This window comes from Streptomyces sp. 2131.1 (assembly GCF_900105515.1).
Lineage (GTDB): Bacteria > Actinomycetota > Actinomycetes > Streptomycetales > Streptomycetaceae > Streptomyces > Streptomyces drozdowiczii.
Map to the genome: position 1 here is coordinate 977,871 of NZ_FNSY01000001.1, position 25,135 is coordinate 1,003,005.

The following is a 25,135-nucleotide window of genomic DNA, read 5'->3' on the forward strand; positions in this document are numbered from 1 at the left end:
CGACACCTGGTAAGGAAGCGAGCAGTTATGTCCGAGCAGTACCCGGAGTTTCGGCTTCGGCTGCCGAACGGCGGACCGCAGGCAGTAGGACGGCTGACGCGAACGAAGGGCACCAACGGGAGTCAGAGGTTTGTCGTTTCGGCAGGGTCGCCGGCAAGGGCCGAGGCGGTTCCGTCGTTCGCCGGGCGCATGCCTTCCTCGCACCGACTGCGGGAACAGCTCCTGGCTGAGAAGGCCATCCGGCCGTCGGAACGATGGCCCGGATGGCTGGAAACCACGCGGGACATCGAGTGCAACTCTCCCTCGGCCGCAGCCGAGATCCTGGTCGGGCGCAGTGCGAACGGCTGGCAGGAGTGGAAAACGGCCCATGGGCATCCGCTGGTCGACTTCATCGAGCATGCCTTCTGGGGCCCCAGCCGCTCCTGGCTGGTCCGTGGTTCCAACGTGTCGGGCCTCGACCTCGTCCAGCACCTGTGGCTGCCGGAGGGCCTCATCAGCCTTCCGGCTCGGCAGCTGCGTCAGGGGGTTGAACAGGGAGTGGCCAAAGACGCACTCCGGTCGATGATTGAGGAGGACTACGACTCGACCGCCACATACCACCAGAGGCTGGCTCTCGTCGAAGAACTGCACGCGTTCCTTTCCCGGATGAGGCCGGGCGACACGGTCTGCACCATCTCCGGAGGGCGCCTGTACATCGGCGAGGTCACCGGATCCTTCGAGCAGATCACCTCGGAAAGCGGTCGCTCGAATCTGCGGCGCCCGGTGGAATGGCGGGACGGCGGCCATGCATACGGCACCCTTCCCGAAGAGCTTCAGCAGAAACTGTCCGCACAGCACGACGTCGTCGATCTCACGCCGGTGAAGGACTTGCTCGCCGGGCTGGGCATCAGCGACGAGGAGCTTGTCGAGGAAGCCGAAGCCGCGGACCGGGATCCCAGTGTGGAGAAGATCCCGGCGATCACCGCTCGGCGGGAGCTGGAACTTCCCGTACCCTCCACGGACCTCGCGCGCCGCCTACTCGTCCACGACGTGTCGTGGCTGGAGGAGATCCGGGGCCTTCTGTGGGACGAGCGACAGCTCGTGTTGTACGGACCACCCGGTACCGGCAAGACCTACCTCGCACTGCAACTGGCGGAATTCCTGGGCGGTGGACCCGAACAGGTCAAACTCGTCCAGTTTCATCCGTCCTATTCCTACGAGGACTTCTTCGAGGGCTTCCGGCCCCAGGAAGACCCTGAGAGCCGCGAGGTCGCCTTCCGGCTGACTGCCGGGCCGCTTCGTGAGCTGGCCGACCTGGCAGCCCGCGAAGGCAACCGGCACATCCCTCACTTTCTGATCATCGACGAGATCAACCGGGCCAACCTCGCCAAGGTATTCGGCGAGCTCTACTTCCTCCTGGAATACCGCAACAAATCCGTTCGGCTCACCTACTCGGGCGACGACTTCGCCCTGCCGCCGAATGTCTTTGTGATCGGCACCATGAACACCGCCGACCGGTCGATCGCACTTGTGGACGCGGCCATGCGGCGTCGGTTCGCATTCGTCGAGCTTTCACCCCGCGCGGAGCCGACACGTGGGCTGCTGCGGAGGTGGCTTGCGGCCGAGGGACGGGACGACGAGCCCGCGCAGCTTCTGGACGCTCTCAACTCCCGTATCGACGAAGCCGACTTCCTTATCGGCCCGTCCTACTTGATGAAGCCGGGTGTCTACCGGGAGGGCGGGCTGGAACGCACCTGGCGGACCAAGATTCTTCCCTTGTTGGAAGAGCATCACTACGGCGAGGGCGTGGATATGGACAAGCGCTACGGACTCGTCGCTCTGCGAGGAGCGCTGCATGCCGTGAATGACGAGCCCGGCACGTGAGTGAAGTCGTCATCACCCTCTTCGAACACGCGGGGCCGGTCAGCCGGAGGCTTCCTGACGAGGTCGGCCGCGCCCTCGCCGCCTCAGGGATCGTCGAAGCGGCGCCCGATGTCTGCCTTCCGGGGCACTGGGTCCTCCGGGCAGGGAGCAGAGTGGGAGCCGTAGCCGTGACGGTCCCGGGCCGGGAGCCCGTCACGCTCCGTATCACGCCCAAGGTGCCGATCGACCGGCTGTTCTTCCTTCTCGGCTACAGTCTCGACCCCCGTGGGTGGCGGGACGGCGAGGTCGAGGTGGCCGAACACCGCGGGCTCCTCTCCGCCCTTGCGCATGCCTTCGAAAGGCAGGTGGAACGGGCCTTGGGCAGAGGGCTGCTCCAGGGGTACCGCAGCACGGACGAAACCACCCTTGTGATGCGTGGCAGGCTCAGGGGTTCGGACCAGATAAAGCACCGTTTCGGCGCCGCTCTGCCCGTCGAAATCACGTACGACGACTTCACGACGGACATCCCCGAGAACCAACTGCTGCGTTCCGCGGTGGACCGGGTCCTGCGGCTGCCGGGTGTACCCCGCACCATCCGTACCCGGCTGACGCGCCAACGCGCCCGACTGGCCGATGTCACACCCCTGCCCCGGGGGCATACCTTGCCGGACTGGCGGCCGACCCGCCTCAACAGCCGCTATCACCATGCCCTCCACCTGGCCCGGGCCATTCTGACCGGTTCCTCTACCGAGCACGGTCCGGGAAGCCTGCACATCGACGGATTTCTCTTCGACATGAACAAGGTCTTCGAGGACTTCGTGTGCGTCGCCCTGCGCGAGGCGCTTATCCCGTACGGCGGACGTGGCTCGCTCCAAGCGGGAGGCGTCTACCTGGACGAGGCCGCCGCGGTCCGGATGCGCCCGGACTTCGTCTGGTACAGCGACCGGGGCGCACCGCTCGCGGTCGCGGATGCCAAATACAAGGCGGAGAAGCCGAAGGGGTACCCGGAGGCCGACCTCTATCAGATGCTCGCGTACTGCACGGCACTCGGGCTTCCCGAGGGCCATCTCCTGTACGCCAAGGGCAGCGTCCCGCACGCCGAACACCGCGTACGCCGTGGCGCAGTCACCCTGCATCAGCACGCACTGGATCTCGCCCAGCCGCCCGCCTCACTGCTTGCGGCAACACGCGCCCTCGCCCACCGGCTGGCTTACAGCGCGGGCGGGGCCGGCTTCGAACGTGGGCAGCCGGACCGCCCCCTCACCCCTCCCCCAGCCGGCTGAGCGCCTCCCGCGCCGCGTCCGCCAGCCGGGGCCGGGGCAGCGCGGCCTCCAGGACCGGGCGGGCGGCGGCGTCCCCCAGGGCTCCGAGGCCCTCCACGCACGCCAGGGCGACCCGCCAGTGCGGTTCGTCCGGGCCGAGCAGGCGGGACAGGGTGGTGACCAGTGCGGGGCCGGATTCCGGGGCGCGCAGGGTGGCGAGGAGGCGGACCGGGTGGAGGGCGTAGGCCGTGCGCAGGGGGTTGGTGGCGAGGGTGGCGGCCGCGCGCGGGGTGCGGGGGTCGGCGAGGCGGGTCAGGGCGTGGGCGGCGCTGACGCAGCGTTCCGGGTCGCGGTGGTTGAGGAGGAGCACCAGGGGTTCGAAGGCGCGGCGGTCCCCGGCGGAGCCCAGGCGGAACGCGGCGATCTCGCGGGCCCAGAGCGGGCGTTCGTGCTCGACGAGGACGCGGGCCAGCTCCTCGTCGTCCTCGGTGGCGAGCAGGGCGCGGTAGGCCGCGGACTCCCCCGCTTCTTCGGCCAGGCGGTGCGTCAGCGAGCGCAGCTCCTCGTCATCCATGACTGTCAGCGTACTGGTGGACACGTTGCGTACCGAAAGGGTTCGAAAATGTGGCCCGGGCCACAACTGGGCAGGGCTGGCGCGCTCGTTACCCGCCGGTTAAGCTCAGGTGAGCGGGACATTCTCCCGTCGGCTCCGGTGGCCTGGTGACGCAGCCACCCGGAGTGTTGTCGGTTCGGCAGCTGTACGAGACGTGACTCCGGGACAGAGTCCGTCGCTCCCTTCCCCTCCCGTGCGTGGATCACGCCCGGTGGTCGAGCACCACGACAGGCAACTCCCGCACGCCGTGCGCCTCATGCGCCCCGTGCGTCCCTCAGTCGTCACTCATCCCTGGAGTCCCGTGATGGACACCCCTCTCTCCACCATTGCCGTCGTCGGCCTCGGCACGATGGGCACCGGTATCGCCGAGGTTCTGGCCCGGTCCGGCCGCGAGGTCATCGGCATCGACGTCGACGAAGCCGCCGCCCGCCAGGCCGTCGCCTCCCTGGAGGCGTCCACCGCCCGCGCCGTGGAGCGCGAGCGGATCACCGAGGAGGAGCGGCGCGACGCGCTCGCCCGGTTCCGCACCTTCTCCGACCTCCAGGCGGCCGCCGACGCGGAGCTGGTCATCGAGGTCGTGCCGGAGTCGTACGAGATCAAGCAGCAGGTGTTCCGGGAGCTCGACTCGATCGTCTCCCCCACCACCATCCTCGCGACCGGCACCAACGCCCTGTCGGTGACCCGGCTGGCCGCCGAGTCGCAGCACCCGGAGAGGGTGCTCGGCCTGCACTTCTTCAACCCGGCGCCGGCGATGAAGCTGGTCGAGGTGGTCTCCTCGGTGCTCACGGCCCCGCCGGCCGTCCAGGCGGTCACCGAGCTGGCCCGCCTGCTGGGCAAGGAGCCCGTCTCCATCGGCGACCGGCCCGGCTTCGTCGCCGACGGCCTGCTGTTCGGCTACCTCAACCAGGCTGCCGCGATGTACGAGGCGAACTACGCCACCCGCGAGGACATCGACGCGGCGATGAAGCTGGGCTGCGGGCTCCCGATGGGGCCGCTGGCCCTGCTGGACCTCATCGGCATCGACACGGCCCGTACGGTCCTGGAGGCGATGTACTCCTCCTCGCACGACCGTCTGCACGCCCCCGCTCCCATCCTCGGTCAGCTCGCCGCCGCCGGGCTGACCGGCCGCAAGGCGGGCCGCGGCTTCTACACGTACGCCGGGCCGGGCAGCCAGACCGTGGTGCCGGACGCGCTGACGCCGGCCCCGCGCGGCGCGGAGGCCGCCGGGCGCACCGTGCGTTCGGTCGGCGTCGCGGGCTCCGGGACGATGGCCTCGGGCATCGCGGAGGTCTTCGCCAAGGCGGGTTACGACGTGGTGCTGGCCGCGCGCGGCCAGGAGAAGGCTGACCTGGCCAAGGCCCGGATCGCCAAGTCGCTGGACCGGTCGGTCACCAAGGGGCGGCTGACCGGGCAGGCCCGGGACGAGACGCTGGCCCGGATCACCGCCGCGGCCTCGCTGGACGCGTTCGCCGAGGTGGACCTGGCCGTGGAGGCGGTCGCCGAGGACCTGGCGGTCAAGCAGCAGCTGTTCGCCACGCTCGACAAGGTGTGCCGGCCGGGCGCGGTGCTGGCCACGACGACCTCCTCGCTCCCGGTCGTCGCCATCGCGCGGGCCACCGGGCGGCCCGAGGACGTCATCGGGATGCACTTCTTCAACCCGGCGCCCGCGATGAAGCTCGTCGAGGTCGTCCGTACCGTGCTCACCGCCGACGACGTGCACGCCACGGTCCACGAGGTGTGCCTGAAGGTCCGCAAGCACCCGGTGGACTGCGGGGACCGGGCCGGTTTCATCGTGAACGCGCTGCTGTTCCCGTACCTCAACAACGCGATCAAGATGGTCGAGGAGCACTACGCGTCCCTCGACGACATCGACGCCGCGATGAAGCTGGGCGGCGGCTACCCGATGGGCCCGTTCGAGCTGCTGGACGTGGTCGGCCTGGACGTCTCGCTGGCCATCGAGAAGGTGCTCCACAGCGAGTTCCGCGACCCGGGCCTGGCGCCCGCCCCGCTCCTGGAGCACCTGGTGGCCGCGGGCTGCCTGGGCCGCAAGACGGGGCGCGGCTTCCGCGAATATGCCCGACGCTGACGCGGGGGCCGGCTGGGGCGGGCTGCTCGGACCTCCGGGCGGCCCGCCCCCGCAGGCGCGCGCTCCCGCACCGATGCAGTACGTTCACACCATGTCCCAGCCCGCCAGGTCCTCCCGTGTGTCCGCCGCGCCCGACGTCCCGGAAAGTGCCGCAGGCACCCGAGCCGCGGCCCAGCGGCTCAAAATGCGCCGCGAGCTGGCCGCCGCGGCGATGGAACTCTTCGCGACGAAGGGGTACGAGGCCACCACGGTCGACGAGATCGCCGGTGCCGCGGGCGTGGCCCGGCGGACCTTCTTCCGCCACTTCCGCTCCAAGGAAGAGGCGATCTTCCCGGACCACGACGACACACTCGTGCGCGCCGAGGCGGTGCTCAACGCCGCCCCCGCGCACGAGCACCCGCTCGACACGGTGTGCCGGGGCATCAAGGAAGTCATGCGGATGTACGCGGCCAAGCCCGCGGTCTCCGTGGCCCGTTACAAGCTGACCCGCGAGGTGCCGACCCTGCGGCAGGCGGAGATCGCGTCGGTGGCCCGCTACGAGCGACTGTTCACGCGCTATCTGCTGGGCCACTTCGACGAGCGCGACCACCACCCCGGCAACGACGACCCGCTGCTGGCCGAGGTCGCCGCGTCCGCCGTCGTCACCGCGCACAACCATGTGCTGCGCCGCTGGCTGCGGGCGGACGGGCAGGGGGATGTGGAGGCGCAGCTCGACCAGGCCTTCGCCATCGTGCGGGACACGTTCGGCACCGGGATCGGCGCGGGCCGCACGGCCGGGGCGGAGCCCGCGAAGCCGCCGGCCGCCTCGGTGGAGACCCAGGGCGAGGTGCTGGTCGCGGTGGCGCGCACGGACGCCCCGCTGGACGAAGTGATGCGGACCATCCAGCAGGCCCTCAAGGAGCGCTGAGCCTCCCCGGGAAACCCTGTTGCCGGGGAGGGTGCCCGGTGCTGGGGTGTGCGCATGAACGATCATGTGAGATCCGAGCGCGCACGCCTCCTCGCCGTCTTCGACCGGGTGATGCGCGAACAGGCCCGCCCCGACGGCCCCGGCGGCCGCGTCGAGCGCGTGGGTGACGTCGTACGGCAGGTGGGCGCCGCGCACGACTGGAACGGGGTGGTGTGGTCCGCGCCGGACCTGGACGCCGCCCGGGCCGACGCGGCGGTCGCGGAGCAGGTGGCCCACAGCGAGCGGCTGGGCTGCGACGAGTTCGAGTGGAAGCTGTACGGGCACGACCGGCCCGCCGACCTGGGCGCGCGGCTGCTGGCGGCCGGTTTCGAGGCCGAGGAGCCGGAGACGCTGCTCGTGGCGCGGGTGGCGGAGCTCGCCACGGAGGTGCGGCTGCCGGAGGGCGTCCGGCTGGAGGAGGTCCGGGACGAGGCGGGCGCGGAGCTGATGGCGCGCGCCCACGAGCTGGCGTTCGGCCGGGACGGGTCACGGCTGCGCCGGCAGGTCCTGGCCCGGCTGCGGGAGGACCCGGAGCACTTCATGGCGCTGGTGGCCATGGCGGGCGACGAGCCGGTCAGCTCGGCCCGGATGGAGTTGTACCCGGGCACGGGGTTCGCGGGGCTGTGGGGCGGCGGCACGGACCCCGCGTGGCGCGGGCGGGGCGTCTACCGGGCGCTGGTGGCGTTCCGGGCGCGCGTGGCGGCGGAGCGCGGTTTCTCGTACCTCCAGGTCGACGCCACCGAGGACAGCCGCCCGATCCTGGAGCGCCTCGGCTTCACGGCCCTGACCACCACGACCCCGTACCTCTACCGCCCCGCGTCCTCCTGACCGGACAAGCGCGGGCGATTTCGCCCATACCGCTGCCCGTGTTGCTCATGCGTGGCAGTCGACTGACAATTGAGGGAAATTACTGGCACCGAGTGCCTTGTCAGCTGTCACGCAGTGCCATACGTTGAAGGCATCCGGGCGGCCGGCGTGCTGGGATCTCACGTACGCCGGCTGTCCCCGCAAGCCACGTGCCTGCGCGCCCGGACGCCTGCGTCACCAGGCGACCCTTCTGCTCCACCGAGCAAGCAGCCGAGCAACACCCGCCGAACCGACGGCACACCTCCAGACCCGTCCCCCCTGTCCGCAGGGACCCTCAGCGTTCCCTGAGCAGCACCGCCGGAGGCACCCGTGAAGGAAATCCTGGACGCGATCCAGTCGCAGACCGAGGCGAAGGGCGGCTCCGCCTCGCCCACCGCCGCCGACTTCGCGGCGCTGACGATCCCCGAGTCGTACCGCGCGGTCACCGTCCACAAGGACGAGGCCGAGATGTTCGCCGGCGTCGACAGCCGCGACAAGGACCCGCGCAAGTCCATCCACGTGGAGGACGTGCCGGTTCCGGAGCTCGGTCCGGGCGAGGCCCTGGTCGCCGTCATGGCCAGCTCGGTGAACTACAACTCCGTCTGGACCTCCATCTTCGAGCCGGTCTCCACCTTCGGCTTCCTGGAGCGCTACGGCCGGGTCAGCGAGCTCACCAAGCGGCACGACCTGCCGTACCACGTCATCGGCTCCGACCTGGCGGGCGTCGTCCTGCGCACCGGCCCGGGCGTCAACGCCTGGAAGCCCGGTGACGAGGTCGTCGCGCACTGCCTCTCGGTCGAACTGGAGTCCTCGGACGGCCACAACGACACGATGCTCGACCCGGAGCAGCGCATCTGGGGCTTCGAGACGAACTTCGGCGGTCTCGCCGAGATCGCGCTCGTCAAGTCGAACCAGCTGATGCCGAAGCCCGACCACCTCAGCTGGGAGGAGGCCGCGGCTCCCGGTCTCGTCAACTCCACCGCGTACCGCCAGCTCGTCTCGCGCAACGGCGCCGGCATGAAGCAGGGCGACAACGTCCTGATCTGGGGCGCCAGCGGCGGCCTCGGCTCGTACGCCACGCAGTTCGCGCTGGCCGGCGGCGCCAACCCCATCTGTGTCGTCTCCAGCGACCAGAAGGCGGAGATCTGCCGGAAGATGGGCGCCGAGGCGATCATCGACCGCAACGCCGAGGGCTACAAGTTCTGGAAGGACGAGCAGAACCAGGACCCGCGCGAGTGGAAGCGGTTCGGCAAGCGCATCCGCGAGCTGACCGGCGGCGAGGACGTCGACATCGTCTTCGAGCACCCGGGCCGCGAGACGTTCGGCGCGAGCGTCTACGTGACCCGCAAGGGCGGCACGATCGTCACCTGCGCCTCGACCTCGGGCTACAACCACGAGTACGACAACCGCTACCTGTGGATGTCGCTCAAGCGCATCATCGGCTCCCACTTCGCCAACTACCGCGAGGCGTGGGAGGCCAACCGCCTGATCGCCAAGGGCAAGATCCACCCGACGCTCTCCAAGGTCTACTCGCTGGAGGAGACCGGCCAGGCCGCCCACGACGTGCACCGCAACGCCCACCAGGGCAAGGTCGGCGTCCTGGCGCTGGCCCCGCGCGAGGGCATGGGCGTGCGCGACCACGAGATGCGCGAGAAGCACCTGGACGCCATCAACCGCTTCCGGAACGTGTGACATGAGTGGCCGCCAGAAGGACCGCCCCTGGCTCATGCGGACGTACGCGGGCCACTCCACGGCCGAGGCGTCCAACGAGCTCTACCGGCGCAACCTCGCCAAGGGCCAGACGGGCCTGTCGGTCGCCTTCGACCTGCCGACCCAGACCGGATACGACCCCGACCACGTGCTGGCGCGCGGCGAGGTCGGCCGGGTCGGTGTGCCGGTGTCGCACCTCGGTGACATGCGCCGGCTGTTCCAGGACATCCCCCTGGAGCAGATGAACACCTCGATGACGATCAACGCCACCGCCATGTGGCTGCTGGCGCTCTACCAGGTCGTCGCCGAGGAGCAGGGTGCCGACCCGGGCAAGCTCCAGGGCACCACGCAGAACGACATCGTCAAGGAGTACCTGTCGCGCGGGACGCACGTCTTCCCGCCCGGGCCCTCGCTGCGGCTGACCACCGACATGATCACGTACACGGTCAACCGCATCCCCAAGTGGAATCCGATCAACATCTGCAGCTACCACCTCCAGGAGGCGGGGGCGACCCCGGTCCAGGAGATCGCGTACGCGATGTCGACGGCCATCGCCGTCCTCGACGCGGTGCGCGACTCCGGGCAGGTGCCCGAGGAGAAGTTCGGGGCCGTCGTCGCGCGGATCTCGTTCTTCGTGAACGCGGGCGTCCGCTTCATCGAGGAGATGTGCAAGATGCGGGCGTTCGGCCGCATCTGGGACCGGGTGACCCGCGAGCGCTACGGCATCACCGACGCCAAGCAGCGCCGGTTCCGCTACGGCGTCCAGGTCAACTCGCTCGGCCTGACCGAGGCGCAGCCGGAGAACAACGTCCAGCGCATCGTGCTCGAGATGCTGGCCGTGACCCTGTCCAAGGACGCCCGGGCCCGCGCGGTCCAGCTGCCCGCCTGGAACGAGGCGCTGGGGCTCCCCCGGCCCTGGGACCAGCAGTGGTCGCTGCGCATCCAGCAGGTCCTGGCGCACGAGAGCGACCTGCTGGAGTACGAGGACATCTTCGCCGGTTCGCACGTCATCGAGGCCAAGGTCGACGAGCTGGTCGCCGACTCGCTGGCCGAGATGGACCGGATCGAGCAGATGGGCGGCGCGATGGCGGCCGTCGAGTCGGGCTACCTCAAGTCCGAGCTGGTCTCCTCGCACGCCGAGCGGCGGGCCCGGATCGAGGCCGGCGACGAGAAGATCATCGGCGTCAACGTCTACGAGACGACCGAGCCCAACCCGCTCACCGCCGACCTCGACGGGGCGATCATGACCGTCGACCCGGCGAACGAGGCCCGGGTCGTCGCCGCGCTCCACGAGTGGCGCGACAACCGGGACGAGCCCCGCGCCACGGAGGCGCTGGCCGCGCTGAAGAAGGCCGCGGCGGGCACCGAGAACCTGATGGAGGCGACCGTCGAGTGCGCCCGCGCCGGGGTGACCACCGGTGAGTGGTCCTGGGCGCTGCGGGACGTGTTCGGCGAGTTCCGGGCGCCGACCGGGGTGTCGTCCGCCCCGGTCGCGGTCACCGCGGAGGAGGGCTCGCCGCTCGCCCTCGTACGCGAGAAGACCGCCAGGACCGCCGAGGACCTGGGGGTCGGGCGGCTGCGGCTGCTCGTCGGCAAGCCCGGTCTGGACGGGCACTCCAACGGCGCCGAGCAGATCGCGGTGCGGGCCAGGGACGCCGGCTTCGAGGTCGTCTACCAGGGCATCCGCCTGACGCCCGAGCAGATCGTCTCGGCCGCCGTCGCCGAGGACGTGCACTGCGTCGGCCTGTCCATCCTGTCCGGCTCGCACGCCGAGCTGGTGCCGGACGTGCTGACCCGGCTGCGCCGCACCGGGGCCGGCGACATCCCGGTCATCGCCGGCGGCATCATTCCCCCGGCCGATGCCGAGGCCCTGATCGGGGCGGGTGTCGCCGCCGTGTTCACCCCGAAGGACTTCGGTATCACGGAGATCATCGGCCGTATCGTCGACGAGATCCGGAAAGCGAACAAGCTCGACCCTCTGGAGGTCCCCGCATGACTGCCGCCGTCAACCGCCTGCGCCCGCGCCGCTCGTGTCTGGCCGTGCCCGGCTCGAACCCGCGGTTCCTGGAGAAGGCCCAGGGCCTCCCGGCCGACCAGGTGTTCCTGGACCTGGAGGACGCCTGCGCGCCGCTCGCCAAGGAGGGCGCCCGCCACCACATCGTCGACGCGCTGAACAACGGTGACTGGACGGGCAAGACCCGGGTGGTCCGCGTCAACGACTGGACGACGCACTGGACGTACCGGGACGTCATCACCGTCGTCGAGGGCGCGGGGCCGAACCTCGACTGCATCATGCTGCCGAAGGTGCAGGACGCCCAGCAGGTCGTCGCGCTGGACCTGCTGCTGACCCAGATCGAGAAGACGATGGGCTTCGAGGTCGGGCGGATCGGCATCGAGGCGCAGATCGAGAACGCCAAGGGCCTCGTCAACATCGACGAGATCGGCGCCGCCTCACCCCGCCTGGAGACGCTGATCTTCGGCCCGGCCGACTTCATGGCGTCGATCAACATGAAGACCCTGGTCGTCGGCCAGCAGCCGCCCGGCTACCCGGCGGACGCGTACCACTACATCCTGATGCGCATCCTGATGGCGGCCCGTACGCACGACCTCCAGGCGATCGACGGCCCCTTCCTCCAGATCCGGGACGTGGACGCCTACCGCGAGGTGGCCGGCCGTGCGGCGGCGCTCGGCTTCGACGGCAAGTGGGTGCTGCACCCCGGCCAGGTCGACGCGGCGAACGAGGTGTTCTCGCCCTCGCAGGAGGACTACGACCACGCCGAGCTGATCCTCGACGCCTACGACTGGTGCACCTCCGAGGAGGGCGGCAAGAAGGGCTCGGCGATGCTCGGCGACGAGATGATCGACGAGGCCAGCCGCAAGATGGCGCTGGTCGTCGCGGGCAAGGGCCGGGCGGCCGGCATGCAGCGCACCTCCAAGTTCGAAGCCCCGGAGGCCTGATATGCAGTTCGGACGCACTTACGAGGAATTCGAGGTCGGTGCGGTCTACAAGCACTGGCCCGGAAAGACCGTCACCGAATACGACGACCACCTCTTCTGCCTGCTGACCATGAATCATCACCCGCTGCACATGGACAGCAACTATGCGGAGAGCACGACCGATTTCGGCAAGAACGTCGTCGTGGGCAACTACATCTACTCGTTGCTGCTCGGCATGTCGGTGCCGGACGTCTCCGGAAAGGCCATCGCCAACCTGGAGATCGAGTCGCTGAAGCACGTGGCGCCGACCTTCCACGGCGACACGATCTACGGCGAGACGACGGTGCTGGACAAGACGCCGTCGCGGTCCAAGAGCGACCGCGGAATCGTGTACGTGGAGACCAAGGGCTACAAGCAGGACGGGACGCTGGTCTGCGTGTTCCGCCGCAAGGTCATGGTCCCCACGGAGACGTACATCAAGGAGCGGGGCGGGGAACAGCCCGGCCGCCCGGAGCTCAGCCAGCCCTCGCAGAAGAACGTGGAGAAGTAGCCATGACGCGACTCGCCCAGACGGCCGGGCTCACCGAGGTCCAGCAGGAGATCCTCTCGACGGTCAGGGATTTCGTCGACAAGGAGATCATTCCGGTCGCGACCCGGCTGGAACACCGCGACGAGTACCCCACCGACATCGTCGAGGGGCTGAAGGAACTCGGCGTGTTCGGCCTGATGATCCCCGAGGAGTACGGCGGTCTGGGCGAGTCGCTGCTCACGTACGCGCTGTGCGTGGAGGAGATCGCCCGCGGCTGGATGAGCGTGTCGGGCATCATCAACACGCACTTCATCGTGGCGTACATGCTCAAGCAGCACGGCACCCAGGAGCAGAAGGACACCTTCCTGCCGCGGATGGCGCTGGGCGAGGTGCGCGGCGCGTTCTCGATGTCCGAGCCGGCGCTCGGCTCGGACGTCTCGGCGATCAGCTCCAAGGGCGTCCGGGACGGCGAGGAGTACGTCCTGAACGGCCAGAAGATGTGGCTGACGAACGGTGGTACGTCCTCACTCGTCGCCGTCCTGTGCCGGAGTGACGAAGGACACCCCGAGGGCACCGCCCCGCACAAGTCGATGACGACGTTCCTGGTCGAGAAGGAACCGGGCTTCGGCGAGGTCCGCCCGGGGCTCACGATTCCCGGCAAGATCGACAAGATGGGCTACAAGGGGGTCGATACCACCGAGCTCATCATGGACGGACTGCGAATTCCGGCCAATCGTGTCCTGGGCGGGGTCACCGGCCGAGGGTTTTACCAAATGATGGACGGAGTCGAGGTCGGCCGGGTGAATGTCGCGGCCCGTGGCTGCGGCGTCGCACAGCGTGCCTTCGAACTGGGCGTTTCCTACGCACAGCAGCGCCAGACCTTCGGAAAGCCCATCGCGCAGCACCAGGCGATCCAGTTCAAGCTGGCCGAAATGGCCACCAAGGTCGAGGCCGCTCATGCGATGATGGTAAACGCAGCTCGCAAAAAGGACTCCGGGGAGCGAAACGACCTGGAGGCAGGGATGGCGAAGTACCTCGCCTCCGAGTACTGCAAGGAAGTCGTCGAGGACGCCTTCCGTATCCACGGCGGTTACGGCTTCTCCAAGGAGTACGAGATCGAGCGCCTCTACCGCGAGGCCCCGATGCTGCTGATCGGTGAAGGTACCGCCGAGATCCAGAAAATGATCATCGGGCGCCGACTCCTTGAGGAGTACCGTTTCCAGGGTTGATTGTCCCTTTCGCGGTGATTTAGCCGCGAAGAAGATCACACCCTGTCATCCTCAACCGGTGCCTTCCAGACGTCCGACTCGGCTGCTGGCTTGCCCAGTTGCGGTCAGCAACCGATAACATCGCCGGTAAAAGCCGCCGTCCCCCGTTGCCAGCGCGGCTCAATCCGCTACGAAGGTCATCCATGCCCGACAGCCATACCTCTGCCTCACGCGGCCGGGTCCGCATCGCACGCGGAGCTTCGCCGTGGCTCCTGCCGACCGTCGCCACCGCCGCCCTCAGCCTGACCCGCGCCCGCCGGTCCGGGCGCTGGGCGGCCGTGGCCGTGCCCACCACCGCTCTCGCGGCGGGCATGCTCTGGTTCTTCCGTGACCCGGAGCGCGAGATCACCGGGGGGCGCGTCATCTCACCGGCCGACGGCGTGGTGCAGAGCATCATGCCGTGGAAGGACGGGCGCACCCGCGTCGCGATCTTCATGAGCCCGCTGAACGTGCACGTGAACCGCGCGCCGCTCGCCGGTACGGTGACGTCGGTGGAGCACGTGCCGGGTGGCTTCGTCCCCGCGTTCAACAAGGAGAGCGAGAACAACGAGCGCGTTGTCTGGCACTTCGACACCGAACTGGGCGACATCGAGATGGTGCAGATCGCGGGTGCTGTCGCGCGGCGCATCGTCCCCTACATCCCGCAGGGTACGAAGGTGGAGCAGGGTGAGCGCATCGGGCTGATCCGCTTCGGCTCCCGCGTCGACATCTACCTCCCGGAAGGTGTGGACGTCGCGGTCGAGGTCGGCCAGGCCACTACCGCGGGGGTGACTCGCATTGACCGTGATTGATCCCGACACACAGGCCGGCTGGGTCCCGGAGGCCGAGGCGGAGGACGACGCCGACGACATGCCGCTCTCGCTGCGGCTGTCGATAGCGGACACCCTCACCCTCGGTAACGCCACATGCGGCTTCATGGCGGTGTACTTCACCACCACGGGCATCCTGATCCCGCACCTCACGGGCAGCGACGAGAGCGGCATGGCACGGCACTCCGCCGCCACCGCCGTGATCCTCATGCTCATGGCGGCGATCTTCGACCTGTTCGACGGGCTCGTGGCCCGCAAGCTGCGGTCCTCGCCGATGGGCGCCGAGCTGGACAACCTCTCGGACCTCATCAGCTTCGGGCTCGCCCCGGCGTACTTCGTCCTCGTGTACGGCATGGTCGCGGACGACGCACACCAGCGGGTCTCGGCGCTCGCGGCGATCGTGGTGCTGCTGGCGGTGGTGCTCAGACTCGCGCGGTTCTCCTGCGTGACCTTGAAGGACGGCATGTTCCAGGGCATGCCGAGCCCCTTCGGAGCGCTCACGGTCATCTCGATCGTGCTCCTGGAGCTGCCCTTCGTGCCGACGCTGCTCGCGATCATCGGAGTGGCGTGGCTGATGGTCAGCCGGGTCGAGTACCCGAAGCCGCGGGGCGTCCTCGCAGTGGCGATGCTCGGCTGGATCGTGGCCGCGATGGGGCTGCTGGCGGCTTGGGCGCTGGACGCCCCCGGTGGTCAGCTGCTCCTTCAGACCGGCTGCGCGCTCCAGGTGGTCCTGGGTGCGGTCATCCCGCTCTTCGCGACTGCCCGCCGGGTGAACACCTTCCGTGACAACCGGCGCGAGGCGCGTGCGGCACAGCTGCCGTAACCCGCTGTACGAGACGGAAGAGGGCCCGGACACCGCAAGGTGTCCGGGCCCTCTCGCGTCGCCGCTCAGGCGGTACGGGGGCCGGCGGTGGATCCGCGTACCTCCAGGCGGGTCGGTAGTTCCAGGCGCAGGGTGTCGACCTGCTCGCCGTCGATGATCCGCAGCAGCGTGGTGGCCGCCATGGAGGCCATGTCCAGCAGGGGCTGGCGCACGGTCGTCAGGGCGGGTTGGGTCCAGCGCGCCACGGGCAGGTCGTCGAAGCCGACCACGCTCATGTCGGCCCGAGCGGTCGTTGAATCGCCGTGCGACGCCCCGCCCTGCGGTAAGGGCAGCTCGGCGCGTTCCATGGCGGCCCGGAAGCCGTCGGCACGGGCCCTGCCGCACAGCAGCCGGCAGGGTCCGGCAAGATGCGCGATCCGGGCGTGAACCAATTAGATCAGGCATTCGATAGCGCTGACGGCGTCGGCCCAGTCGGTGGCGCCGACCGTGGGGACCAGGGCGTCGACACTCCACGGCTCAGCGCGATGGGCATCCTCTCCGTGCTGGTCGACCCAGTCGCGGCCGGCCGCACATCCGCCTCGCAAGTGGCTTGCGCGGTGCGGACGTTGAGTGCGCCGATTTCTCCCCAACCGGCGCACTCAACGCATTCCTCTCAGGTTTGAGTCACAATTTTTAGTTCTGGAAGCAGAATCTTGCGCACTGCCGTGGACTTCCTTGCGGCGGTGCTCCTAGCCTGTGGGACGTCCGAAGAGCCCCCACGAGCCGCAAGGACGACTTCGACGTGACTTCCCCGCCCCGACGCCCCCTGCTCAGGCGTTCCCTCTCCGCCTCGCTCTCGCTGGCACTCGCCGCGTTCGGCACCGCCGCCGCCGTGGTCCTGTCCAGCGCGCCGGCCGCCCAGGCCGCCGGCGTACCCGCCCCCTCGCCGCTCGCGGTCCCCGGCCGCGGCGCGACCGTCCCGTTCAAGGAACAGGAGGCCGAGTACGCGGCCACCAACGGCACCCTGATAGGCCCGAACCGCCTCTACGGCACGCTGCCCTCCGAGGCCTCGGGCCGGCAGGCGGTGACCCTGGACGCGGTCGGCGAGTACGTGGAGTTCACGCTCACCGCACCCGCCAACGCGATGTCCTTCCGGTACTCGCTGCCGGACAACGCCGCCGGGACGGGCCGGGACGCCTCGATCGACGTACGCGTGAACGGGGCCTCGCCCAAGGCGGTGCCCGTGACCTCCAAGTACGGCTGGTACTACGGCGGTTACCCGTTCAACAACAACCCGGGCGACACCAACCCGCACCACTTCTACGACGAGGCCCGGACCATGCTCGGGTCGACCCTGCCCGCGGGTACGAAGGTCCGCCTCCAGGTTTCCTCGACCTCGGCCTCACCCTCGTTCACCATCGACCTCGCGGACTTCGAGCAGGTCGGCTCGCCCGTCGCCAAGCCGTCCGGCGCTCTCGACGTGGTCTCCGACTTCGGAGCCGACCCGACCGGGGCCGCCGACTCGACCGCCAAGATCCAGGCGGCCGTGGACGCGGGCAGGACGCAGGGCAAGGAGGTGTACATCCCGCAGGGCACGTTCCAGGTCCGCGACCACATCATCGTGGACAAAGTGACCCTGCGCGGCGCCGGGCCCTGGTACTCCGTGCTGACCGGGCGCGACCCCTCGAACCGGAGCAAGGCCGTCGGCGTCTACGGCAAGTACGCCGGTGACGGCGGCAGCAGCAACGTCACGCTCAAGGACTTCGCCATCATCGGTGACATCCGGGAGCGCGTGGACAACGACCAGGTCAACGCCATCGGCGGGGCGCTGTCCAACTCGACCGTCGACAACGTCTGGATGCAGCACACCAAGTGCGGCGCCTGGATGGACGGCCCGATGGACAACTTCACCATCAAGAACAGCCGCATCCTGGACCAGACCGCCGACGGCGTGAACTTCCACTACGGCGTCACCAACTCGACGGTCACCAACACCTTCGTCCGCAACACCGGTGACGACGGGCTGGCGATGTGGGCGGAGAACGTCCCGAACGTGAAGAACAAATTCACGTTCAACACGGTGATCCTGCCGATCCTCGCCAACAACATCGTCACCTACGGCGGCAAGGACATCACCCTGTCCGACAACGTCATGTCGGACACCATCACCAACGGCGGCGGTCTGCACATCGCCAACCGCTACCCCGGCGTCAACTCCGGCCAGGGAACGGCCGTCTCGGGCACGACCACGGCCGCCCGCAACACCCTGATCCGGACCGGGAACAGCGACTACAACTGGAACTTCGGCGTCGGCGCGATCTGGTTCAGCGGCCTGAACGAACCGATCAACGGCAACATCAACATCACCGACTCGGAAGTCCTGGACAGCTCCTACGCCGCCATCCACCTCATCGAGGGGGCGTCCAACGGGCTGCACTTCAAGAACATCAAGATCGATGGCGCCGGCACCTACGCGCTCCAGATCCAGGCGCCCGGCACGGCCACCTTCGACAACGTCACGGCCACGCACATCGCGCAGTCCAACCCCATCCACAACTGCGTCGGCAGCGGCTTCCAGATCACCCGCGGCTCCGGCAACTCGGGCTGGTACGCCGACCCGCCCGCCTGCACCGGTGTCTGGCCGGACCCGGTGTGGACCAACGGGGGCGTCCCCGGCGGCGGCACCGGCCCGACAGACCCCACGGACCCGCCGACCGACCCGACCGACCCGCCCGAGGAGACGGGCAACCTCGCCCAGGGCCGTCACGTCACCGAGTCCGGTCACGCCGACGTGTACGGCGCGTCCAACGCGGTCGACGGCAACGCCAACACCTACTGGGAGAGCACCAACAACGCCTTCCCGCAGACCATCACCGTGGACCTCGGCGCCGCGAAGTCCGTCAAGCGCCTCGTCCTGAAGCTGCCCCCGTCGTCCGCCTGGGCGACGCGTACCCAGACGCTGAGCGTGTCGGGCAGCACCGACAACAGCACGTACAACTCCCTCAAGAGTTCGGCGGGTTACACCTTCAACCCGTCGAACGGCAACCAGGCGACCGTCACGCTGCCGGGCACATCGGCCCGGTACCTGAAGCTGACGTTCACCGCCAACACCGGCTGGCCGGCCGCCCAGCTCTCGGAGCTGGAGGCCTACACCAGCTGACCCGGCGCCCGCAGCACCGACGGGCGGCGCGCGCGATGCGTGCCGCCCGTCGTCTGTTTTTCCGCGGGGAGGGTTACTTGAGGGTGTAGGACTTCGCGGCGGACGCCACCTCGGCGGGCCGGACCACCTTCAGGCCGCCCGGGACCTTGTCGTCCGGCTTCATGATCACGCTCTGCCGGGTGGAGGGCGCCGCCGGGTCGGAGAAGTCGTGCGACATCCCGAAGTCGCTGCCGAAGTCGGTGATGGTCAGCAGCGCCTTGTCGACGCCCTCACGCGTGAGGTCCTTCGCCGCGCACGCCTTCTTCAGCGCCTCCCCGTAGAGGTCGGCCGCCGTGTACCCGGCGATGACGCCGTTGTCGAGGCCGTCCTCGGGGTAGGCGGCGGCGTACTCCTTCGCGAGCTTCGCCGGGCCCGCGCCCGGGTCGCCGATCGGCAGGGTGGACGCGGCGACGTAGTAGTCCTTCATCAGCGCCGGACCCGCCTGTGTCTTCAACAGCTGCGGCGCGTAGGCGGAGTTGTTGCCGATGACGGGGACCTTGAATCCGGTGGCGGCGGCGACCCCGACGAGCGAGGCGGCCTGGCGGGGGCCGGCGCTGACGACGACGGCCTTCACCCCCGCCTGCTTCAACGCGGCCACCTGCGCCGTCATGTCGTTGTCGGTGGGCTTGATCTTCTGCTCGACGACGGTGAGACCCCCCTGCTGCGCCGCGTACTTCGAGCCGGCGAGCGCGTTCTCGCCGTAGTCGCCCTCGAAGTACACATGGCCGATCCTGTCGCCCTTGGCGATGCGCTTCTCCGCGAGCAGGTAGTCGATCGCGTTGATCGTCTCGACGTCGTACGTGGCGCCGATGACGCGTACGTACGGGCTGCCGAGAAGGTTCGCCGACCATGCCTGCGGGAGGACGAGTCCCTTGTCCTTGCCGTCGATGCGCTGCTCGACCGCCGCGACGAACGGGGAGCCGATGAACTGGACGAAGCCCAGCACCTTCGGCTCCAGCTCGGTGTAGCCGGCGACCGCCTTCTGCGGGTCGTAGCCGTGGTCGCGGACGGTCAGCTCGACCTTGCGGTCGCAGATGCCGCCGGCGGCGTTGGTCTGCTTCACCCAGAGCTGCTGGGCCTGGGTGACGCTCTTGCCGAGTGAGGCGTAGACGCCGGTCATGTCGGTGAGCGCGCCGAGGGTGATCACCGTGTCGGTGACGCCCCGGCCGGTCTTCACACCGCCCTTGCCCTCGTCCCCGGCGTCGGAGGACTTGGCTTTCTCGCTGCATCCCACGAGGGTGAGGGCGAGGGCCGCGCACACGGCCCCGAGCACACGCAGTTTCATTTCTTCTCCCCTGAGTTCTTCGTCGGACGTGTCAGGCCGCCGGGCAGGAACAGGACCGCCGCGACCACCGCGGCGCCGTACAGGTAGCGCGAAGCCTCGCCCGGTGCCAGGCCGCCGGTGCCGGGAGCCGCGACCAGGGGCAGGGAATCGCTGTAGTGGGTGAGGAGTTGGGGCAGCAGCGAGACGAAGGCCGCGCCGACGACCGCCCCCGCCACGGTGCCGAGCCCGCCGATCACGATCATGGCGAGGTATTCGAGGGACAGGACCATGCCGAAGTACTCGGGCACCGTCCGCTGGAAGACCAGGGCCAGGAGCACCCCGGCCAGTCCGGCGTACATCGAGGACAGGACGAAGACGCCCGCCCGGTAGTGCGCCACCGGCACACCCATCACACCGGCCGCGATGCGGTGGTCCCGGATGGCGTTCAGCGCCCGGCCCGGCCGCCCGCGCAGCACCCCACGGGCGAACAGCCCGCTCAGGAGCAGGGCGGCCAGGGCCGCGTACCAGAGCTTCTCGGAGGACTGGAACGGCACCGCGGCGACCATCACCTCGGTGTCGTCGAAGGTGAGGCCGAACAGCGAGAGCGGCGGCACGGAGCGGCCGTTGTAACCGCCGGTGAGCGAGGAGGCGTTGAACAGCACGTGCTGGCCGATGAAGATCAGCGCCAGGGTTGCGATGCCGAGGTACGCGCCCCGCAGGCGGCCCGCGATGGGGCTGAACAACCCTCCCGCGGCCCCGGCGAGCAGCACGGCGAGGACGGCGGCGAGCCCGCTGGGCAGGCCGAGCCCGGACAGGCTGTGCCCGTTCTCCGTACCGCTCTCCCCCGCCAGTACGCAGTAGCCGTACGCGCCCACGGCGAGGAAGAAGGCGTGCCCCATGGAGAGCTGGCCGGTGGCGCCGGTCAGCAGGTTGAGCCCGATGGCACCGATCGCCGCGGCCATCGCGAACAGCCCGGCCTGGAGCCAGAAGCGGTCCAGGTAGAAGGGGAGGGCGAGCAGCAGCACCGCTCCCGCCGCCCAGGTCCAGGTACGGGGATGGCGCAGCCGGGCGGTGAGGGCAGGGGCGAACGCGGTGGTGGTCTCAGACACGGGCGGGCTCCTTCGTGCCGAGGAGTCCGGCGGGGCGGATGAGCAGCACGATCACCATCACCAGGTAGGGGGCCAGGTCGCCGATGCCCCGGCCGAGGAACGACAGGTCGCTCTGGTAGCCCGTGGCGAGCGACTCGGTGACCCCGACGATCAGTCCGCCCGCCAGGGCGCCGGTCGTCGAGTCGAGGCCGCCGAGGATGGCGGCCGGGAACGCCTTGAGCGCGGCGAGCGAGGTGGCCCGTTCCAGGCCCGGGGTGGGAAACACGGTGAGGAACAGCGCCGCGACGGCGGCGAGCGCTCCGGCGATCGCCCAGGCCGCGAGCGAGACCCGGCCGAGCCTGATCCCCATCAGGGCCGCGGTCCGCGGGTTCTCGGCCGCCGCGCGCATCGAGACGCCCCAGGAGGTGAAGCGGAACGCCAGCAGGAACACGGTGATCAGGAGGGCGGCGGCGACGAACGCCGCGACCCGGGTCTGGGCGAGTGTGACACCGCCGACAGTGAGGACCCGGTCGCCCCACGGGTCGCCGAGCGAGAACACCTCCGTGCCCATGCGGCGGGTGAGTTCGGTGGTCAGCAGGATGTCGACGCCGATGGTGACGATGGCCAGGACGCTGTGGTCGCTTCCCCGGTAGCGGCGGATCACCAGGAACTCGACGGCCGACCCGACCGCCGCCGCGCCCGCGATCCCGGCGGCGAGCGCGGGCCAGAAGCCGATGTCGTCATGGAGCACGGCGGTGACGTAACCGCCCGCCAACAGCAGGGAAGCATGTGCGAAGTTGACGACCTCGGTGGCCTTGAAGATGACGACGAACCCGAGTGCGATCAGGGCGTATACCGCTCCGATCGACAGGCCGCCGAGGAGGAGTTCGATGAAGGTGGTCACTGCGGTGCCCCTAGGTATGCCTGGACGACGGCGGGATCGTTCTGGATGTGGGCGGGGGTGCCGTCGGCGATCCTGCGGCCGAAGTCGAGTACGGTCACGGCGTCGGCGAGCCGCATCACCACGCCCATGTCGTGCTCGACGAGCACAATGGAGATCCCGAGGCCGTCGCGGACCCCGGCCACGACGGCCGCCGTGCGCCGCCGTTCGTCGGCGGTCATCCCGGCGACGGGCTCGTCCAGCAGGAGCACCTGCGGCTCCATGCACAGCGCACGTCCCAGCTCGACGAGCTTCTGCTGCCCGTAAGGGAGTGAGCTCGCCGGCCGCCCCAACTCCGCTTCCAGACCGATGAACTCGGCGATCTCGCGCACCCGTTCGCGGTGGACGCGGGCCTCGCGGACGGCGGACGGCAGCCGCAGGCCGCTCGCCAGGAACCCGGCCCGGGTGAGCCGGTGGCGGCCGAGCATGAGGGTGTCGGCGACGGTCGCGTACGGGGGCAGCGCGAGGTTCTGGAAGGTCCGGGCGACCCCGAGCGCGGCGATCTCGTGCGGGGCACGCCCGGTCAGCTCGGCCGCCCCGAGCCGGACGCTGCCGGAGGCGGCCCGGTAGACCCCGGACAGCACATTGAAGGTGGTGGACTTGCCGGCGCCGTTGGGTCCGATGACGGCGTGCACGCTCCCCGGCTCGACGGTGAACGAGACGCCGTCGAGGGCGGTGAGGCCGGCGAAGCGGACGGTGACGTCCTGGACGGTGAGAGCGGCGGGGGCGGTCACGCGGACCACCTGCTCAGGGCGCGTACGGCGGTGCCCGCCGCCCGGTCCGCGTCGGCGGCGGCCGCCTCGTCGACGACGCCCAGGTAGCGGCGCCGCACCTCGTCGGACGCGGCCAGCTCGTCGGCCGGTCCGTGCAGGGTGACCTCGCCGACCTCCAGGACGTACGCCGTGGTCGCGAGCCGCAGGGCTATCGCCGCGTTCTGCTCGACGAGCAGGACGGACGTGCCCGAGGCGTTGATCTCCCGCACCGTGTCGGCGATGCGCTGCGCCATCAGGGGCGCGAGGCCGAGGGAGGGTTCGTCGAGCAGGAGCAGCCGGGGCCGGGCCATCAGGGCGCGCCCCATGGCCAGCATCTGCTGCTCCCCGCCGGACAGCAGCCCGGCGCTCTGGTGTGCGCGGCGGGCCAGGACCGGGAACAGCTCGTGCACGCGGTCCAGCGCCTCGGCCGCCGCCCTTCGGCCTCCGGGGGCGCCGAGGGCTCCCGCCCTCAGGTTGTCCGCCACCGTCATCCGGGCGAACACCTGTCGGCCCTCGGGTACCTGGACGATCCCGGCGGCCACGATCCGGTCGGGCCGCAGCCGCTCCAGTGGGTGCCCGTCGAACCGGACGGTGCCGGTGGCGGTGCCCCCGTGGAAGCGCAGGGTCCGCGACAGCGCGCGCAGCAGCGTGGTCTTGCCGGCCCCGTTGCCGCCGAGTACGGCGGTGATCGCGCCCGGCGGGACGTCGAGGTCGATGTCCCGCAGTGAACGGACCGGGCCGTAGGCGGCGGAGAGTGCGCGGATCTCCAGCGTCGGCATGGGTGTCCTCCTCCTTCCGCGTGTCTGTGTCGCCACAGGTCAGCAGGGGTGGGAGGGGGGCGTCCATGGGGGTGGGGGGAAGCGGTGCGGGTGCCACGGGGGTGGGGGGCGGGGTTGTGCGGGCGCACAGGCCGGCGGCGCCCGCGGCGGGCGTTGTCCCCTACCCGCCCCTTCCCGTAACCGGGGGCTCCGCCCCCGGACCTCCGCTCCTCAATCGCCGGAGGGGCTGAAGAACGAGCCTCGCCGGCGATTGAGCCGCGGGGTCTGGGGCGGAGCCCCAGTTACGGGAAGGGGCGGGCAGGGGAAAGCCTCAGGCCAGAAAGTCGCGCGCGATCGACTCCGCCGCGCGCTCAAGCAACGGCCCCGCCTCCGCCATGCACACCGCAGGATCCGGCTCCAGGTCCAGCAGCGCGTACGCCCGCCGGATCCCCGCCCCCTCCAGCGCCTCCGGCGACAGCGCGAGGCGCCCGCACACCGCGACGACCTCCACGCCCGCGGCCCGCGCCGCCGCCGCGACCCCCGCCGGCGCCTTGCCGTGCAGGGTCTGCGCGTCGAGGGAGCCCTCGCCGGTGATGACGAACGTCGCCCGCTCCAGCGCGGGCGCGAAGCCCAGGACGTCGAGCATGACCTCGATCCCGGGGCGGAAGCGCGCGCCGAGGGCGACGAGTGCGCCGTAGCCGATGCCGCCCGCCGCACCGGCGCCGGGGAGTCCGGCCTGCTCGGGGCCGAGGAGCGAGGCGTAGTGCGCCAGTGCCGCGTCGAGCACCGCGATGTCGGCCTCGGTGGCGCCCTTCTGGCGGCCGTAGACCTCGGGCGCGCCCTTCGGGCCGGTCAGCGGGTTGTCGACATCGCTGGCGAGGACCAGGTCGATGCCCGCGAGTCGGGGGTCGAGGCCGGAGAGGTCCGCCTCGGCGAGGTCCGCGAGGCCGCCGCCGCCGGGGCCGACCGGCTTGCCGTCCGCGTCCAGGAAGCGCGCGCCTAGCGCGGCGAGCATGCCGGCGCCGCCGTCCGTGGTCGCGCTGCCGCCGACGCCGAAGACGATGGTCCGCGCCCCCGCGTCGGCCGCGGCGAGGAGGAGCTCGCCGGAGCCGTACGTGGTGGCGGTGAGCGGCGCGAAGACCCCGTCGGGCAGGTGCTGGAGGCCGGACGCCTCGGCCATCTCGACCACCGCGGTGGTCCCGCGCACCGCGTACGCGGCGGTGACGGGGTCGCCCAGCGGCCCGGTCACCCGCGCCTCGCGGCGCTCGAAGCCGGCGGCCACCGCCGCCGCCACCGTGCCGTCGCCGCCGTCCGCGACCGGCAGGGTCTCCACCCGTACACCGGGGACGACGCGCCGCAGCCCGGCCGTCACCCGCTCCGCGACCTGCACGGCCGTGAGCGAGCCCTTGAACTTGTCCGCCGCGACGAGCACGCGTGCGGTCTCCATCACTGCTCCGTCCGTCACCATGATTCCCTTTGCATTC

Annotated in this window: 21 protein-coding genes; 13 read left to right on the forward strand and 8 right to left on the reverse strand. The window is 70.2% G+C overall.

The window, feature by feature from the left end; genetic code table 11:
* Positions 1-27 precede the first annotated feature (27 nt).
* Both BLW14_RS04455 and BLW14_RS04460 read left to right on the forward strand, forming a co-directional pair.
* The gene (locus tag BLW14_RS04455; protein WP_093704533.1) at positions 28-1,863 is read left to right on the forward strand and encodes a DUF4357 domain-containing protein; all 1,836 of its coding nucleotides are present in this window, start codon (positions 28-30) and stop codon (positions 1,861-1,863) included.
* On the forward strand, positions 1,860-3,125 hold the full coding sequence (locus BLW14_RS04460; RefSeq protein ID WP_371128046.1) for an McrC family protein: 1,266 nt from the start codon (positions 1,860-1,862) through the stop codon (positions 3,123-3,125). The genes BLW14_RS04455 and BLW14_RS04460 overlap by 4 nt, the downstream gene beginning before the upstream one ends.
* On the opposite strand, the gene BLW14_RS04465 is transcribed toward BLW14_RS04460, so the two are convergent.
* Positions 3,103-3,678 carry a HEAT repeat domain-containing protein gene (locus BLW14_RS04465; protein ID WP_371128047.1) on the reverse strand — a complete coding sequence of 192 codons (576 nt, stop codon included), beginning with the start codon at positions 3,676-3,678 and terminating at the stop codon, positions 3,103-3,105. The two genes, BLW14_RS04460 and BLW14_RS04465, sit on opposite strands and share 23 nt — an antisense overlap.
* A gap of 343 nt (positions 3,679-4,021) precedes the next feature.
* Between BLW14_RS04465 and BLW14_RS04470 the strand changes: the two genes are divergently transcribed.
* From BLW14_RS04470 to pssA, 10 genes are all read left to right on the forward strand, one after another.
* Positions 4,022-5,803 (forward strand): 3-hydroxyacyl-CoA dehydrogenase family protein, encoded by a 1,782-nt coding sequence (locus tag BLW14_RS04470; protein ID WP_093704537.1) that lies wholly within the window; start codon positions 4,022-4,024, stop codon positions 5,801-5,803.
* Between the two features lie 91 nt (positions 5,804-5,894).
* The gene (locus tag BLW14_RS04475) at positions 5,895-6,710 is read left to right on the forward strand and encodes a TetR family transcriptional regulator (protein ID WP_026243049.1); all 816 of its coding nucleotides are present in this window, start codon (positions 5,895-5,897) and stop codon (positions 6,708-6,710) included.
* A gap of 54 nt (positions 6,711-6,764) precedes the next feature.
* The gene (locus tag BLW14_RS04480; protein WP_371128048.1) at positions 6,765-7,577 is read left to right on the forward strand and encodes a GNAT family N-acetyltransferase; all 813 of its coding nucleotides are present in this window, start codon (positions 6,765-6,767) and stop codon (positions 7,575-7,577) included.
* Between the two features lie 348 nt (positions 7,578-7,925).
* Positions 7,926-9,287 carry a crotonyl-CoA carboxylase/reductase gene (gene ccrA, locus BLW14_RS04485; protein ID WP_371128049.1) on the forward strand — a complete coding sequence of 454 codons (1,362 nt, stop codon included), beginning with the start codon at positions 7,926-7,928 and terminating at the stop codon, positions 9,285-9,287.
* A 1-nt stretch (position 9,288) separates the two neighbouring features.
* Positions 9,289-11,301: a protein meaA gene (locus BLW14_RS04490; RefSeq protein ID WP_093704541.1), complete on the forward strand. Its 2,013-nt coding sequence runs from the start codon at positions 9,289-9,291 to the stop codon at positions 11,299-11,301.
* Positions 11,298-12,263, forward strand: coding sequence for an HpcH/HpaI aldolase/citrate lyase family protein (locus tag BLW14_RS04495; RefSeq protein WP_093704543.1), 966 nt, complete (start codon positions 11,298-11,300; stop codon positions 12,261-12,263). Before BLW14_RS04490 ends, BLW14_RS04495 begins: the two co-directional genes overlap by 4 nt.
* A gap of 1 nt (position 12,264) precedes the next feature.
* Positions 12,265-12,792, forward strand: coding sequence for a MaoC family dehydratase (locus BLW14_RS04500; protein ID WP_018519858.1), 528 nt, complete (start codon positions 12,265-12,267; stop codon positions 12,790-12,792).
* Positions 12,793-12,794: 2 nt separating this feature from the next.
* Positions 12,795-14,000, forward strand: coding sequence for an acyl-CoA dehydrogenase family protein (locus BLW14_RS04505; RefSeq protein ID WP_093704545.1), 1,206 nt, complete (start codon positions 12,795-12,797; stop codon positions 13,998-14,000).
* Positions 14,001-14,182: 182 nt separating this feature from the next.
* The gene (locus BLW14_RS04510) at positions 14,183-14,830 is read left to right on the forward strand and encodes a phosphatidylserine decarboxylase (RefSeq protein WP_018519860.1); all 648 of its coding nucleotides are present in this window, start codon (positions 14,183-14,185) and stop codon (positions 14,828-14,830) included.
* A complete protein-coding gene (gene pssA, locus BLW14_RS04515) occupies positions 14,817-15,671 on the forward strand; it encodes a CDP-diacylglycerol--serine O-phosphatidyltransferase (protein ID WP_018100354.1) in 855 nt (284 codons plus the stop codon). The genes BLW14_RS04510 and pssA overlap by 14 nt, the downstream gene beginning before the upstream one ends.
* Before the next feature lie 65 nt (positions 15,672-15,736).
* Here pssA and BLW14_RS34990 read toward each other — a convergent pair whose 3' ends face one another.
* Positions 15,737-16,018 carry a substrate-binding domain-containing protein gene (locus BLW14_RS34990; RefSeq protein WP_256332676.1) on the reverse strand — a complete coding sequence of 94 codons (282 nt, stop codon included), beginning with the start codon at positions 16,016-16,018 and terminating at the stop codon, positions 15,737-15,739.
* A 434-nt stretch (positions 16,019-16,452) separates the two neighbouring features.
* On the opposite strand from BLW14_RS34990, the gene BLW14_RS04525 reads away from it, so the two are divergent.
* Positions 16,453-18,810 carry a discoidin domain-containing protein gene (locus BLW14_RS04525; RefSeq protein ID WP_093704547.1) on the forward strand — a complete coding sequence of 786 codons (2,358 nt, stop codon included), beginning with the start codon at positions 16,453-16,455 and terminating at the stop codon, positions 18,808-18,810.
* Positions 18,811-18,883: 73 nt separating this feature from the next.
* On the opposite strand, the gene BLW14_RS04530 is transcribed toward BLW14_RS04525, so the two are convergent.
* The 6 genes from BLW14_RS04530 to BLW14_RS04555 form a co-directional block, all read right to left on the reverse strand.
* Positions 18,884-20,134, reverse strand: coding sequence for an ABC transporter substrate-binding protein (locus BLW14_RS04530; protein ID WP_093704549.1), 1,251 nt, complete (start codon positions 20,132-20,134; stop codon positions 18,884-18,886).
* Positions 20,131-21,222, reverse strand: coding sequence for a branched-chain amino acid ABC transporter permease (locus tag BLW14_RS04535; protein WP_093704551.1), 1,092 nt, complete (start codon positions 21,220-21,222; stop codon positions 20,131-20,133). Before BLW14_RS04535 ends, BLW14_RS04530 begins: the two co-directional genes overlap by 4 nt.
* Positions 21,215-22,105: a branched-chain amino acid ABC transporter permease gene (locus BLW14_RS04540; protein ID WP_093704553.1), complete on the reverse strand. Its 891-nt coding sequence runs from the start codon at positions 22,103-22,105 to the stop codon at positions 21,215-21,217. The genes BLW14_RS04535 and BLW14_RS04540 overlap by 8 nt, the downstream gene beginning before the upstream one ends.
* Positions 22,102-22,884 carry an ABC transporter ATP-binding protein gene (locus tag BLW14_RS04545; protein WP_093704555.1) on the reverse strand — a complete coding sequence of 261 codons (783 nt, stop codon included), beginning with the start codon at positions 22,882-22,884 and terminating at the stop codon, positions 22,102-22,104. The genes BLW14_RS04540 and BLW14_RS04545 overlap by 4 nt, the downstream gene beginning before the upstream one ends.
* Entirely contained in the window at positions 22,872-23,672 is an 801-nt protein-coding gene (locus BLW14_RS04550; protein ID WP_093704557.1) for an ABC transporter ATP-binding protein, read from the reverse strand. The genes BLW14_RS04545 and BLW14_RS04550 overlap by 13 nt, the downstream gene beginning before the upstream one ends.
* Before the next feature lie 310 nt (positions 23,673-23,982).
* Entirely contained in the window at positions 23,983-25,098 is a 1,116-nt protein-coding gene (locus BLW14_RS04555; protein WP_093704559.1) for a glycerate kinase, read from the reverse strand.
* Between the last annotated feature and the right edge of the window lie 37 nt (positions 25,099-25,135).

Excerpts from the sequence above, each read along its gene's own strand:
- BLW14_RS04455 (WP_093704533.1), top strand. The coding sequence starts at position 28 with ATGTCCGAGCAGTACCCGGAGTTTCGGCTTCGGCTGCCGAACGGCGGA.
- BLW14_RS04465 (WP_371128047.1), bottom strand. The coding sequence starts at position 3,678 with ATGGATGACGAGGAGCTGCGCTCGCTGACGCACCGCCTGGCCGAAGAA.
- BLW14_RS04470 (WP_093704537.1), top strand. The coding sequence starts at position 4,022 with ATGGACACCCCTCTCTCCACCATTGCCGTCGTCGGCCTCGGCACGATG.
- BLW14_RS04475 (WP_026243049.1), top strand. The coding sequence starts at position 5,895 with ATGTCCCAGCCCGCCAGGTCCTCCCGTGTGTCCGCCGCGCCCGACGTC.
- BLW14_RS04480 (WP_371128048.1), top strand. The coding sequence starts at position 6,765 with ATGAACGATCATGTGAGATCCGAGCGCGCACGCCTCCTCGCCGTCTTC.
- BLW14_RS04490 (WP_093704541.1), top strand. The coding sequence starts at position 9,289 with ATGAGTGGCCGCCAGAAGGACCGCCCCTGGCTCATGCGGACGTACGCG.
- BLW14_RS04495 (WP_093704543.1), top strand. The coding sequence starts at position 11,298 with ATGACTGCCGCCGTCAACCGCCTGCGCCCGCGCCGCTCGTGTCTGGCC.
- BLW14_RS04500 (WP_018519858.1), top strand. The coding sequence starts at position 12,265 with ATGCAGTTCGGACGCACTTACGAGGAATTCGAGGTCGGTGCGGTCTAC.
- BLW14_RS04505 (WP_093704545.1), top strand. The coding sequence starts at position 12,795 with ATGACGCGACTCGCCCAGACGGCCGGGCTCACCGAGGTCCAGCAGGAG.
- BLW14_RS04510 (WP_018519860.1), top strand. The coding sequence starts at position 14,183 with ATGCCCGACAGCCATACCTCTGCCTCACGCGGCCGGGTCCGCATCGCA.
- BLW14_RS34990 (WP_256332676.1), bottom strand. The coding sequence starts at position 16,018 with ATGGAACGCGCCGAGCTGCCCTTACCGCAGGGCGGGGCGTCGCACGGC.
- BLW14_RS04530 (WP_093704549.1), bottom strand. The coding sequence starts at position 20,134 with ATGAAACTGCGTGTGCTCGGGGCCGTGTGCGCGGCCCTCGCCCTCACC.
- BLW14_RS04550 (WP_093704557.1), bottom strand. The coding sequence starts at position 23,672 with ATGCCGACGCTGGAGATCCGCGCACTCTCCGCCGCCTACGGCCCGGTC.
- BLW14_RS04555 (WP_093704559.1), bottom strand. The coding sequence starts at position 25,098 with ATGGAGACCGCACGCGTGCTCGTCGCGGCGGACAAGTTCAAGGGCTCG.